Annotated in this window: 9 protein-coding genes; 4 read left to right on the top strand and 5 right to left on the bottom strand. The window is 75.1% G+C overall.

Annotation, left to right across the window (positions count from 1 at the left end; genetic code table 11):
• On the bottom strand, positions 1–2,362 hold a 2,362-nt coding region (locus tag MNY60_RS12495; protein ID WP_242360696.1), incomplete at its 3' end, for a response regulator.
• A 220-nt stretch (positions 2,363–2,582) separates the two neighbouring features.
• Between MNY60_RS12495 and MNY60_RS12490 the strand changes: the two genes are divergently transcribed.
• Positions 2,583–3,143, top strand: a complete 561-nt coding sequence (locus MNY60_RS12490) for a hypothetical protein (protein ID WP_242336996.1) — start codon at positions 2,583–2,585, stop codon at positions 3,141–3,143.
• Positions 3,144–3,183: 40 nt separating this feature from the next.
• Positions 3,184–3,927, top strand: coding sequence for a metallophosphoesterase (locus MNY60_RS12485; RefSeq protein WP_242336993.1), 744 nt, complete (start codon positions 3,184–3,186; stop codon positions 3,925–3,927).
• A 145-nt stretch (positions 3,928–4,072) separates the two neighbouring features.
• Here the strand turns inward: MNY60_RS12485 and MNY60_RS12480 are convergent, their stop codons facing one another.
• The 3 genes from MNY60_RS12480 to MNY60_RS24285 form a co-directional block, all read right to left on the bottom strand.
• A complete protein-coding gene (locus MNY60_RS12480) occupies positions 4,073–4,978 on the bottom strand; it encodes a MoxR family ATPase (RefSeq protein ID WP_242336991.1) in 906 nt (301 codons plus the stop codon).
• A 480-nt stretch (positions 4,979–5,458) separates the two neighbouring features.
• On the bottom strand, positions 5,459–7,714 hold the full coding sequence (locus MNY60_RS12475) for a glycogen debranching N-terminal domain-containing protein (protein WP_242336988.1): 2,256 nt from the start codon (positions 7,712–7,714) through the stop codon (positions 5,459–5,461).
• On the bottom strand, positions 7,693–8,766 hold the full coding sequence (locus MNY60_RS24285) for a glycosyltransferase family 4 protein (RefSeq protein WP_242336985.1): 1,074 nt from the start codon (positions 8,764–8,766) through the stop codon (positions 7,693–7,695). The genes MNY60_RS12475 and MNY60_RS24285 overlap by 22 nt, the downstream gene beginning before the upstream one ends.
• A gap of 215 nt (positions 8,767–8,981) precedes the next feature.
• Between MNY60_RS24285 and MNY60_RS12465 the strand changes: the two genes are divergently transcribed.
• Complete coding sequence (locus tag MNY60_RS12465) at positions 8,982–10,094, top strand: type IV pilus twitching motility protein PilT (RefSeq protein ID WP_242336982.1); 1,113 nt, start codon at positions 8,982–8,984, stop codon at positions 10,092–10,094.
• A complete protein-coding gene (locus MNY60_RS24280; RefSeq protein ID WP_242336979.1) occupies positions 10,091–10,981 on the top strand; it encodes a PilZ domain-containing protein in 891 nt (296 codons plus the stop codon). The genes MNY60_RS12465 and MNY60_RS24280 overlap by 4 nt, the downstream gene beginning before the upstream one ends.
• A 93-nt stretch (positions 10,982–11,074) precedes the next feature.
• Here MNY60_RS24280 and prfB read toward each other — a convergent pair.
• Positions 11,075–12,194 (bottom strand): peptide chain release factor 2 gene (gene prfB, locus MNY60_RS12455; RefSeq protein ID WP_242336976.1). Its coding sequence is split into 2 segments (ribosomal slippage): positions 11,075–12,124 and positions 12,126–12,194, totalling 1,119 coding nucleotides; the frame shifts between segments, so codons are not numbered across the junction.
• Between the last annotated feature and the right edge of the window lie 11 nt (positions 12,195–12,205).

The raw sequence follows: 12,205 nt of genomic DNA, 5'->3' as shown, positions 1-12,205 counted from the left end.
CGCCCTCGAGCACGCCCTGCCGGGCGCCGGCCGCCGCCTCGACGTCGGAGAGGTGGGCGGTGAGCCGCGCGATCTCCTCGCGCGCCGACGCGATCGTGTCGGCGAGCCCCGCCGCGCCGCGCTCCGCCTCGACGAGCGAGGCCGCCACCGCGTCGCGCTCACCGGCGAGCCGCGCCGCCTCCGCGCGGGCGACCTCCACCTCGGCCCGCGCCTCGTCCCGCTCGGCGCCCCGCGCGTCGCGCTCCGCCTCGCGCTCGGAGAGGGCCGCCCGGAGCGCGTCGCGCTCGCGCGCGGTCCCCTCCGCCACCCCGCGCTGGCGCTCGAGGTCCTCGCGCACTCCGTCGAGCTGGGCCCGCTGCGCCTCTCGCTCGGCCGCGCGCGCCGCCTCGACCTCCTCGAGCCGCGCCCGCGCCTCCGCGAGCGCGCCGTCGAGCGCCTCGGCCCGGGCGCGCACCTCGGCGAGCGCACGCTCCGCGCCCGCGAGGGTCCGCTCCGCCTCCTCCTGCCGCACTGCGGCGGCCTCGGCCGCCTCGCGCGCCGCGCGCTCCGCCGCCGCGCGCGTCTCCTCCAGCGCCGCCTGCGCCCCCTCCAGCTCGGCGCGCAGCTCCCCCTCGCGCTCCGCCGACGCCTGCGCGAGCGCCTCGAGCGCGCCCTCGACCTCGCCGAGCCGCTGGAGCCGCTCCTCCGCCTCGCGGCCGAGCTCCTCCTCGCGCCCGCGCGCCGCGTCGCGGAACTGGCGGTACTCGTCGTCGAGCAGCCTGAGCCGCCCGTCGCGCTCGCGGAGGGCCGCCTCGCCCTCCGCCACGCGCCCCTCGAGCGCGGCCTGCGCCTCGCGGGCGGCGACCGCCGCCTCCTCGCGCGCGCGCTCCCCCTCGGCGAGGGCGGCCTCGAGCTCGCGGATGCGCACCTCGAGCGCGGCGCGGCGGTTCTCGTCGTCCGCGCGCTGCTTCTCGCGCTCCACCTCGACCGCGCGGACGCGGGCCTCGTTCTCCTCCCGCGCCGCTTCGCGCGAGCGCGCCTCGGCGTCGCGCTCGGTGCGCGTCCGCTCGAGCTCCGCCTCGAGCGCCCGCCTCCGGGCGGCGGCCTCGTCGAGCTGCGCCGCCGCCTCCCGGGCCGCGACCTCCGACGCCTCGCGCGCCTCGCCGAGCGCCTCCTCGGCGGCGGAGAGCTCGTCGGTCCGGCGGGAGATCTCCTCCTGCAGCTCGCGCTCCCGGGCCTCGGTCCGGTGCTGCTCGGCCCGCGCGTCGCGGCCGAGCTCCTCGATCTCCGCGCGCGCCCGCGAGAGCGCCGCGTCGCGCTCCTGCAGCTCCTCGCCCGCGGCGCCCACCTCCCGCTCGAGCTCGTGGATGCGCCGCTCGTTCGCGGCGACCACCTCGATGAGCTCCTTCTCCTGCCCGAACTTCTCGAGGAGCAGCCCGTCGATCGACGCGCCGTACTCGCGCTCCTTCTGGACGAAGAGCTCGCGCGCCTCGCCGAGCCGGCGCGAGAGATCCTCGACCTCGTCCCGGAGCGCCTGCAGCTCCACGTCCTTGTCGTGGAGCCGCTCGTCGAACACCGAAAGCTCGCGCTCGCGCGCTTCCCACGCCTCGGCGAGCCGGGCGATCTGCGCCTCCCGCCACTTGAGATCCTCGCGGAGGAGCTGCGTGCGCCCCTCGGGAGTCTCCCTGAGCTCGCGCCGCTGCGGGGGGCGGCGGTCCGCCTCCGCGGCGAGCGCGTGCCGCTCCCCCACGGACTGGAACACGCGCTCGACGAACGACCGGTCCTCGTCGGTGAGGCCGCTCCGCTGGGCGCGGCGGGGCATCGGCGGCGGCGCGTCCGGGTCGGGCGCGGGCTCCTGGCTGGGCTCCTCGGCGACCTCCTCGCCGCTCGCCGCGGCGGCCCCGGCCTCCGCCTCGGAGGCGACCTCGCCCGGCGGCTCGCCGGGGAGCTCCACGTCGCCGTCATCGAGCTCGATGACTGCGTCGTCCGCGCTCTCCACCGGGGCGGCCGCGGCGAGGATGCGCGCGGAGAGCTTGCGCAGCGCGTCCGTGTCGAGCGGCATCGCGAGGTAGCCGTTCGCCGCCCACGGCGTGCGGGCGTGCTGCGCGAGCGCCTCCGGGGGGGTGTCCGACGAGTAGAGGAGGACGGGCAGGCCGGCGGTCGTGCGATCGTGCCGGAGCCGCGCGCAGAGCGAGAACCCGGAGAGGTCGGGCAGCTCCGCGCGGGCCACGACGAGGTCGGGACGGCGGGTGGCGATCTCGAGCTCGGCCTCGCCGGCGCTCGCGACGATCCGCGTGCCGCAGCCGTCTTGCCGGTAGAGCGAGGCGAGCGAGAGCGCGAAGGCGTTGTCCGGCTCGACGATGAGGACGCGCTTCTGTTCCATGTGTGGGCAGGTCGCGAGAGGACTCCCGCGCGGTCACCGAGCATAGGCCGGTGTCGTCCGCCAATCTAGCCATCGCCTCCCGCCGCGCCGAACGGGCGAGCGCCGACCGAGGAGGGTCTCGCGGGGCGTCTGCGCGCGGGCGCCCCGCGCGCGGATTGCGGGGGCGCACCCGGCGACCGAACGTGTCCGGGCGCCCTGGGACGCCAGGGCGGGACGACCCATGACCACATCGGCCCTCCTCGTCGCGCTCGCGCTCACCACCTCGCCCGCGCTCGCGCCCTCGGGGGCCGCCCCGAGAGAGAACCTCCTGCGCGGCCCCGCGCGCGTCGTCCTGCACTACCTGGACGAGGTACGCCTCGCCGGACCCCGCGGGCCGCTCCGCGCGGGCGCCGCCGTGCCGGCTCGCGCCGGGGAGTACTCAGCGGCGACACGCCTCATCGCACCCCGTACGAGGGCCGAGCTCGAGCGCAAGGACGCGGCGGGCGAGCCCCACCCACTGGCGTTCTGGCGCGACGCCGCGCGGGCCCACGTGCTCGACTCCTTCCAGCTCCTCGCCGTCCGCCGCGGCCCTCGCGCGACCGCCGTCGTGACGGTCGAGGAGCGTTACCTCGACCCCGCCGCCGACGCCCGCAGGCTCCTCCGGACCGTGAGCGAGTACCTCGTCGCCCGCGCGGGAGGCGAGTGGCGGATCGTGGATCGGCGGCCAGGTGGCGCGTTCGACGCGGCGGCGATCGCGGCCTACGCCGGCTACTGGGACGAACCCGCCTCGGCGGCTCGGTGATCGCGCCGCCCAGGCGGGCGGGCGTTACACTCGCCCCGAGATGGCCGCGCCGCGCCGCACCCTCGTCGTGGGCGACGTCCACGGATGCCTCGCCGAGCTCGACGACCTGCTCCGGGCCGCCGGCTTCGCGCGCGGACGGGACCGGCTCGTCCTGCTCGGCGACCTGCTGGATCGAGGCCCCGACCCGGTGGGCGTCCTCCGGCGGGCGCGGGAGCTGCGGGCCGAGTCGGTCCTCGGCAACCACGAGGAGAAGCACCTCCGCTTCGCGGCGCACGAGGCGCGCCGGCGCTCGGACCACCGCCACCAGAACCCGGTGCGCTTCGATCCGCGCCGGGCCGCCCAGCACGCGGCGCTCGCGAAGGACGACCTCGCCTGGCTGGCCGCGCTGCCGCGGACCATCGCGCTCGGCGACGGCTGGGTGGCGGTGCACGCCGGGTTCCTGCCGGGGATGCCCATCGCGGCGCAGCCGCCCGACTGGATGGTCCGGCTGCGCTACGTCGACGCCGCGGGCCGTCCGGTGGGGCGCGTGCGCGGCGACGCGGGCGAGCCCGGGGTGCGGCGCTGGGCGGAGGCCTGGACGGGGCCCGAGCGCGTCGTCTACGGCCACCACCCGCAGAGCCTCGCCGAGCCGACGCGCGACCTGAGCGAGGCCGGCGTGAGGTGCCTCGGCCTCGACACCGGCTGCGTCTACGGCGGTCGCCTCACCGCGCTCGTCCTGCCGGGAGAGGAGATCGTCCAGGTGCCCTCGCGCATGCAGGGCGGGGGATCCGCCGCCGGGGCTTGAGCGACACGCGAGCGAAGCGAGCCCGCCGGGGCGCCGGCGCGTTCGCGGCGAAGCCGCCACGCGGCGGCGCACGGGACCCGGCGAGCAGGGGTGGGGCCCCGGCCGACGGCGGTCAGCCGTCGGTGGGGCGGGGGCGCAGCCCCCGTTAGATCAGCCACTCCCCGCGCCGCTCGCGCGCGCGGGCGAGATCGGCCTCGTACTTGAGGACGAGGTTCAGGGTCTCGTCGAGCAGCGTCGCGTCGAGCTCCGTCGCGTTCAGCACGGCGAGCGCGCGGATCCAGTCGAGCGTCTCCGCGATCGAGGGCGGCTTCTTGAGGTCGAGCGTACGGAGCTTCCCCACCGCCGACACCACGGCGCGCGCGAGCGCCTCCGTGGCCTCCGGCACCTTGGCGCGGACGATGGCGAGCTCCCGCTCGCGCGAGGGGAAGTCGATGTGCAGGTGGAGGCAGCGGCGCTTGAGGGCGTCGGAGAGGTCGCGCGCCGCGTTGGACGTGAGCACCACGCGGGGCACCTGGCGCGCACGGACGGTGCCGATCTCCGGCACGGTCACGGTCCACTCCGAGAGCACCTCGAGCAGGAACGCCTCGAGCTCGGGATCCGCCTTGTCGATCTCGTCCACGAGCAGGAGCGCCGGCTCCTCGCTCGTGATGGCCCGCAGCACCGGCCGCGGCAGCAGGAACCGCTCGCTGAAGAAGACGTTGCCCTCCCCCGCGATGCGATCCGCCGCCTCGGCGAGCGACTCCGCGCCTGACATCGCCTCCCCGATCCGCTCGCGGAGGAGCTGCGTGAACAGGAGCTGCTTCGCGTACTCCCACTCGTAGAGCGCCTTCGACTCGTCGAGCCCCTCGTAGCACTGGAGCCGGATGAGGGAGCGGCCCGACGCCTGCGCGAACGCCCGGGCGAGCGCCGTCTTGCCCACGCCGGCCGGCCCCTCGACGAGGATGGGCTTCTCGAGCCGGTCGGCCAGGAATACGGCGGTCGCGATCTCGCGCGAAGGCAGGTAGCCGGCGCCCGCGAGCTTCTCGGCGGCTTCTTCGATGGTCGCGAACATGGCTCCTCGCAGCGCGGCTCACGCGCTCCACGGCGCCATTCCTTATAGGGCGGGCGCGGGCACGATCGAGCATCCGACCGGTCATGTTACCGGGGTTCGCTACACCCTGGCGTTGCCGGGAACCGTCAGAATTACAGCCGCGGCCCGCGCGGGTTTTCCACAAGTCTTTGATTCCAGGAGTGATTCGCCTTGGAGGCCCTACGGCACGCCGATTGAACAGGTACGCACTCGAGTCCCGCCGGAGGCCGACCGAGGACCCTGCCATGAAGAAGCTCCAGCCCAAACGCTCGAACTGCAGGGCCCACCTCCCGTCTCACGTCCTCGTCGATGCGTGGTCGGACGCTCGACTCCTGCCCCCGCCGTTCGTCTCGAGTGAGGCGTCTGGCGGAGAATCCTAGTCGGGCGCCCACGCGCCAAAAAGCTGGAGAGGCCGCGGGGCACACCCGCGGCCTCTCGCTTTTCGTGCGCGCGGGTGAAGGCTCACACCTCGATGCGCACCCGCAGCGGTCCGCCCTCCACGTCCACCACCTCCGCGTAGGCGGACTTGGGCCCGCGGAGGAAGCGCAGCGTCGCGCGCGCGGCGCCCACGCGCACGCCCTCGAGCGTGAGCTCGTCGAGCCAGGGCGGCAGCCACGGGAACCGGACGTGGAGCGTCTGGGCGTGCGCGTCCGGAAAGAGCCCCAGCACCGCGCGGACGAGGAGGAACCACGCGGCCGACGACCAGGCCTGCGGCGAGCAGGCGACCGGGTAGTGGACCGGGAAGCGGCCGCCGTCGCGGCCGAGCCCGCAGAACAGCTCCGGGAACCGGAGCAGGCGGAAGTGCTGCGCCGCCTGCCAGAGCCCGGTGAGCACCTCCCCGGCGCGCTCCACCTCGCCGTAGGCGCTCATGCCCATCGCGCAGAGCGCGTTGTCGTGCGGCCAGACGGTGCCGTTGTGGTAGCTCAGCGGGTTGTACGCCGGCTGCCCCGCGCCGAGCGTGCGGATCCCCCACCCGCTCCACATGCGCTCGTCGAGCAGCGAGGCGACGACGCGCCGCGCGCGGTCCGGCGCCGCCGCGCCGGAGAAGAGCAGGTGGCCGGGGTTCGAGGTGACCGCGTCCACCTGGCGTCCTTCGCGGTCGAGCGCGATCGCGTAGGTGCCCGCCCGTTCCATCCAGAAGCGCGCCTCGATCGCGTCCGCGTGCGCGTTCGCGATCGCCAGGAGCCGCTCCGCGTCCGCGTCGCGGCCGAGGCGCCGGTAGAGCCCGGCCATCCGGCGGCGCGCGTCCACGGCGTAGCCCTGCACCTCCACGAGCGCGATGGGCGGCTCGGCGGGGCGGCCGTCCGCGAACGGTACGCCGTCGTGGCTGTCCTTCCAGCCCTGGTTGCGCAGGCCCTTCGGCGTGCGGCGCGCGTACTCCACGAGGCCGCCGCGCGCCGGATCGGCGGCGCGGTCGAGCCACCCGAGCGCGCGCTCGGCGGCCGGGAGGAGCGCCTCGACGGTGGCCCGATCCCCCGTCCAGCGGTCGTACTCGTCGAGCACCACGAGGAAGAGCGGGGTCGCGTCCGCCGAGCCGTAGTACGGCGAGTGCGGCACCTCGCCCGCCGCCGCCATCTCGCCGAAGCGGATCTCGTGGGGGATCTTCCCCGGCTCCTCGTCGCGCTCGGGATCGTCGATCGTGCCCTGCAGGCGCGCGAGGAAGCGGAGCGCGTCGCGCGCCACCTCGGGCGCGGCGAGCATCGCCTCGTAGCCCGTGATGAGCGCGTCCCGGCCGAACGGGCAGGTGTACCAGGGGATCCCCGCCGAGATGACCGGCTCGCCGAAGTGGTAGACGCGCAGCGCCTTCAGGTCGGCGACGGCGTTGTGGAGCGCGAGGTCGAAGAGATCGTTCGACGAGCGGAAGTGCGTCGCGCCGCGCTCCCACGAGTCGTAGGCGTCGCGGGTCGCGCGGGCGCGCGCGTCGAACGACGCGGACGGGCCGCGGGGCACCTCGCGGTCCTCGTCGCGCCCCCTCCGGCCGGCCGCCGGACCGCGCTCGATCCCCGCCGCGACGACGAACGACAGCTCGACCTTGCCGGCCGGCTCGAGGTGGAGATCCACCCGCGCGCCCCGGCCCCCCATGCGCGAGAGGCGCGCGGGGCCGTCCGCCCGCAGCCCCTCCAGCCGGATCTCCGTCGCGTACCCGCGCCCGTCGCGCCCGTCGTAGCGCAGGATCGCGCGGTCCTTCTCCACGCGCGGGACCTCGTAGGTGCCGCGCGCCGCGCGCTGGGCGCCGCGGATCTCGAAGACGTCCGCGAAGTCCGCAGCCCAGCACATCTCGATCCAGAAGGCGATGGGGCGGTCGAGGAAGTTCGTGAGGACGATGCGCTCGAGGAAGACGTCGTCGATGATCTGGTCGCGCCGCAGGTGGACGTAGTTCAGCGGCTCGCGCCCGAGGAGATCCCCCTCGTGCAGGCTCGTGACGGTGAAGTCGATCTGGGCGACGTACTCGGGCGACACCTGGGACGACAGGCAGAGGGGCGGCCCGCCCTTCACCGAGAGCTTCCACGAGGAGAGGTGGCGCGTGTCGGTGAGGAAGAGCCCGAGGTCGCGGGCGCCCGCCGGCGCCACGTCCCCGAGCCGGTTGGCCACCAGGAAGAGGTTGCCGCGCTTCAGGACGAGCTTGTCGACCCCCGTCGCCTCGGGCTGCGTCGAGGGGTCCGAGTAGCCGAGCAGGTCCTCCGGTCGCGCGAGGCTCACTGCGCGAGCGTCGTCCATCCGTCCTCCGCCGCGGGCGCCCCGCCGAGCCGCAGGCGCATGCGCTCGGCGATCGCGGCGCGATACACGGCGAGGTACCCGGCCGCCATCCGATCGGCCCCGAAGCGGTGCCGCGCCCGGGCCTGGATGGCCCGGCGGTCGAGCGCGCCGACCCGCCGCAGCGCGGCCGCCATCTCGCGCTCCGAGCGGACCAGGAAGCCGGTCTCGCCGTCCTCGACGATCTCCGGCGCCGCGCCGCTGGGCGACGCGATGACGGGGCACCCCGCGAGCGCGGCCTCGATCATCACGAGCCCGAACGGCTCGTCCCAGCGCAGCGGGACGAGCAAGGCGCGCGAGGTCGCGAAGAGGCGGCGCTTGGCGGCGAGATCGGCCTCGCGCACCCAGCTCACGTGTGGCCGCCGGAGCGCGGGCGCGAGCACGCGCTCTCGCCAGCCCTCCGGCGCGGCGTCGCCGTGGATGGCGCCGGCCACGGTGATGGGGACGCCGGCCCGCGCCGCAGCCTCGATCGCGACCTCCGGCGCCTTGCACCAGGAGAGCCGCCCGAGGAAGAACGCTCCGCCCCCGCCCGTGCCGGCGACGGGGTACAGCTCCGGATCGAGCCCGTGGTGGACGACGTCGTGCGGCGCGGGCCGCGCGAGCTCCGCCTGCCGCTCCGAGATGGCGACCAGGCGTACGCCCTCGACGCGCTCGTAGAAGCGCGCCAGGGTGGGCTCGAGCGCGTGGTGCAGGGTGTAGACCATCGGCGGGCGCAGCTCGTCGGCGAAGGCGAGCATGGCGGGGACGTTCGCGTGCACCACGTCGTAGCCGCCCGCGGCGATCTCCTGCGCGGCGAAGCGGCAGTGGAGGATCTCGGAGTAGGGATCGGGCGGCCACACGGCGCGCTCGAAGAAGGCGCGCACGCCGCGGGCGGTCGAGTCGCCCGTCGCGAAGACGGTGACGTCGTGGCCTGCGCGGGCGAGGGCGCGGTAGAGCGCGTGGACGACGAGCTCCGTCCCGCCGTACGCCGGGGGAGGAACGGGGACGAAGGGGGTCGAGACGATCGCGATGCGCACCTCCACACGGTAGGCCGCGCCCGGCGCCGGGGCCACGCACCGGGGCGGCGCACGCCGGGCGCGGGCCCGCTCCCCCGCGCGAGCCACGGCCGCCCGGCGCGCTTCCCGGGTGCGCGCGGGCGCCCAATGGTAGGCGCGCCGACGACATCTCCGGCGCGCTCTTCCGCGAGCACGCGATTGGCCGCTCGCCCGGGGCGCGGGTAGACTCGCCCGCCATGGATGGCCAGGGTCCGCTCAGCGAGGAGATGTTCCATTCGTTCCTGCAGCTCGCGGTGAAGCGGCAGGCGAGCGACGTCCACTTCGAGGTCGGCTACCCGCCGACGTACCGCGTGTTCGGCGAGCTGCTCGCCGCGAAGTATCCGCCCCTCACGCACGCCGACACGGAGGCGATCGCGAACTTCGTCCTGGGGGCGCCCGGCTCGGGGTTCACGCCCCTCGACTTCCGCGAGGTGGACCGCAGCTACTCCCTGCCCGGCGTCTCCCGCTTCCGCGCCTCGATCTTCAAGCAGCGCGGGAGCTGGGGCGCGGTGATGCGCACCATCCCGTTCCAGATCCCCGACTTCGAGACGCTGAACCTGCCGCCCGTGGTCCGCACGATCGCGGAGGCGCGGCGCGGGCTCGTCTGCGTCACCGGCGCGACCGGGAACGGGAAGTCCACCACGATCGCCGCGCTCATCAACTTCATCATCCAGCAGGAGCGGCTCCACGTCGTGACGGTGGAGGATCCCATCGAGTTCATCTTCCCCGGCGGGAAGGGGCTCGTCATCCAGCGCGAGGTCGGCTCGGACACCGCGAGCTACACCGACGCGCTGCGCGCCGCGCTCCGGCAGGACCCCGACATCATCATGGTGGGCGAGCTGCGCGACCGCGAGGCGGCCGACATCTGCCTGAAGGCCGCCGAGACCGGCCACCTCGTCATCACCTCCCTCCACACCCCCGACGTCCCCCGCGCGGTGAACCGGCTCGTCGGGCTGTTCCCGGCCGAGGAGCAGGACACGGTGCGCGCCCGGCTCGCCGACAACCTCCAGGCGGTGGTGGCGCTGCGGCTCCTCATGCGCGCCGACGCGGCGGGCCTCATCCCCGCGGTGGAGGCGCTGCTCGCGACGAGCACGGTCCGCGAGCTCATCCGCGACCGCTCCAAGATCACCGAGCTCAAGAGCTACATGGAGACCGCCGGCTCGGATCTCGGGATGAACAGCTTCGACCAGTACCTGTACCGGCTCCACGAGTCGAAGCACATCTCGCTCGACAGCGCGCTCGCGAACGCCACGAACCGCGCCGACCTGGAGCGGCGGATCCTGATGGAGACGGGGGGCCGCACCGCGTGACCCTCGCCGCACCAGCGGCGTCGCGCGTCCTCGTGGTCGGCTCGGACGCGGACGTCTCGATCGCGCTCCACCTGCACCTCGAGCGGGCGGGCTACGCGATCCACTGCATGCCCGGCCCCGCCGAGCTGGAGGCGATCGTGCGCGCGGTCGCGCCGCACGTGCTCGTGCTGCTCCTGCCCGCCGCGCCCGACGGGAGCTGGGGGCCCGCGCTCTCCACCGCGGCGAACACCGCCAAGGTCGGGGTGCGCGTCGTGATGGTGGCGCCCTCGCGGGAGGTGGTCGAGCCGCTCGCCGCGGTGGCGGGCGCCGAGCGCGCGCTGGCCCGCGCGGAGGTGCTCTCCCGCCCGCTCGTCGTGGTGGAGCGGACCATCGGCGCGGTCCCGCCCGGCGCCGTGTCGTCCCCCTCGCCCGCCCAGCGCCCGGCGCCGGCGCCAGCGCCCACGCACTCCCTCGCCGACGCGGCGGGGCCCCTCGCGGCGCCACGCCCGCGCACGAGCCCCGTCGATCTGATGGCGCTCATCGACGAGGAGCTCGTGGACGAGCCGCGCTCGCGCCCCGTCCCGACCCGCGTCGAGGTGACGGTGAGCCTCGTCTCGGAGCACAACTTCTACGTCGGGCCGACGCGGCGGGTGGACTCGGGCGGCGTCTTCATCGCCACGGCCATGCCGCCCCCCACCGGCACGCGGCTCCAGGTGAGGCTCGGCCTCGCCGACGGGCGCCGGATCGACCTCGAGGGCGAGGTCGCGTTCGTCCGCGAGAAGAGCGCGACCATCGGCCGCCAGCCGACCGGCTGCGGCGTGAAGCTCTTCAACCTGCCGGGCTGGGCGGTCGACGCGATCGACCGCTTCGTGCTGGCGCGCCAGCCGATCGTCTATTCCCCGCAGTAGCCGCGCCGCCCGGGGCCGCACCGGGAGCTCTCGGATCCCGCGGCGCGAACCCGCCGGCGCGACGGGCGAGGACGGCCGCCGCGGCGCCCTGACCTAGTCGTCCACCGGACGATCCGTGCGCCTCACGCCCAGCAGGTAGGGCTGGATGAAGCCGTCGAGGTCGCCGTCCAGCACGTCGTCCACCTTGCCCGTCTCCACGCCGGTCCGGAGATCCTTCACCATCCGGTACGGCTGCAGGACGTAGCTGCGGATCTGCGAGCCGAAGTCGATGTCCTTCTTGGCCGCCTCGACGACGTCGCGGGCCTCGGCGCGCTTCTTCTCCTCGAGGTCGTAGAGCTTCGCGCGCAGGATCTTCCAGGCGACGTTGCGGTTCTTCTGCTGCGAGCGCTCGTTCTGGACCGCGACGACGAGCCCGGTCGGGATGTGCGTGAGGCGGACCGCCGAGTCGGTCTTGTTCACCTTCTGCCCGCCCGCGCCCGAGGAGCGGTAGGTGTCCACCCGGACGTCCGCCTCCTTGATGTCGACGACGATGTCGTCGTCGATCTCCGGCGTCACGTCCACCGCCGCGAAGCTCGTCTGCCGGCGCGCGGCCTGGTCGAAGGGGCTGATCCGGACGAGCCGGTGCACGCCGCGCTCCGCCTTCATGAAGCCGTAGGCGAAGTCGCCGCGCGCGATGAAGGAGGCCTGCGAGATGCCGGCCTCCTCGCCCGCCACGAGGTCGGCGGGCTCGACCGCCCAGCCTCGACGCTCGCAGTAGCGCATGTACATCCGGTACAGCATCGCGGCCCAGTCCATGGCCTCGACGCCGCCCGCGCCGCTCTTCACCTCGACGATCGCGCCGGCGCGGTCGTGCTCCCCGGAGAGCATCCGCTGGAACTCGAGGGCCTCGAGGTCCTTCGCCACGACCTCGCAGTGCTGCGCCGCCTCGGCGCGGGTGGCCTCGTCGCGCGCCTCCTCGGCGAGCTCGGCGAGCGCCTCCGCGTCGTCGAGCCCGCGGCGCACGCGGCCATAGCCCCCCGTCACCGCCTCGAGCTGGGCCTTCTCCTTGAGGAGCGCCTGCGCCTTGGCGGCGTCCGACCAGAACGCGCCGTCCTCGGAGAGCTTGGAGATCTCCTCGACCCGCCGCTGCTTGCGGTCGACGTCAAAGCGACCCCCGGAGCGCCTCCAGGCGACGGGTGAGCTCCGCGATGCGTTCGTTCGTCGGTCCGGCCATGGGTGTCCTCG

It is taken from the genome of Anaeromyxobacter sp. SG17 (assembly GCF_022690695.1).
Taxonomy (GTDB): domain Bacteria; phylum Myxococcota; class Myxococcia; order Myxococcales; family Anaeromyxobacteraceae; genus Anaeromyxobacter; species Anaeromyxobacter soli.
Note: the sequence above shows the minus strand (reverse complement) of the source record. Positions and strands in the feature narration are given on the sequence as shown.

What these genes read in the sequence shown, in the direction of transcription:
- MNY60_RS12490 (WP_242336996.1), top strand. Translation starts at nt 2,583, where the DNA reads ATGACCACATCGGCCCTCCTCGTCGCGCTCGCGCTCACCACCTCGCCC.
- MNY60_RS12485 (WP_242336993.1), top strand. Translation starts at nt 3,184, where the DNA reads ATGGCCGCGCCGCGCCGCACCCTCGTCGTGGGCGACGTCCACGGATGC.
- MNY60_RS12480 (WP_242336991.1), bottom strand. Translation starts at nt 4,978, where the DNA reads ATGTTCGCGACCATCGAAGAAGCCGCCGAGAAGCTCGCGGGCGCCGGC.
- MNY60_RS12475 (WP_242336988.1), bottom strand. Translation starts at nt 7,714, where the DNA reads ATGGACGACGCTCGCGCAGTGAGCCTCGCGCGACCGGAGGACCTGCTC.
- MNY60_RS12465 (WP_242336982.1), top strand. Translation starts at nt 8,982, where the DNA reads ATGGATGGCCAGGGTCCGCTCAGCGAGGAGATGTTCCATTCGTTCCTG.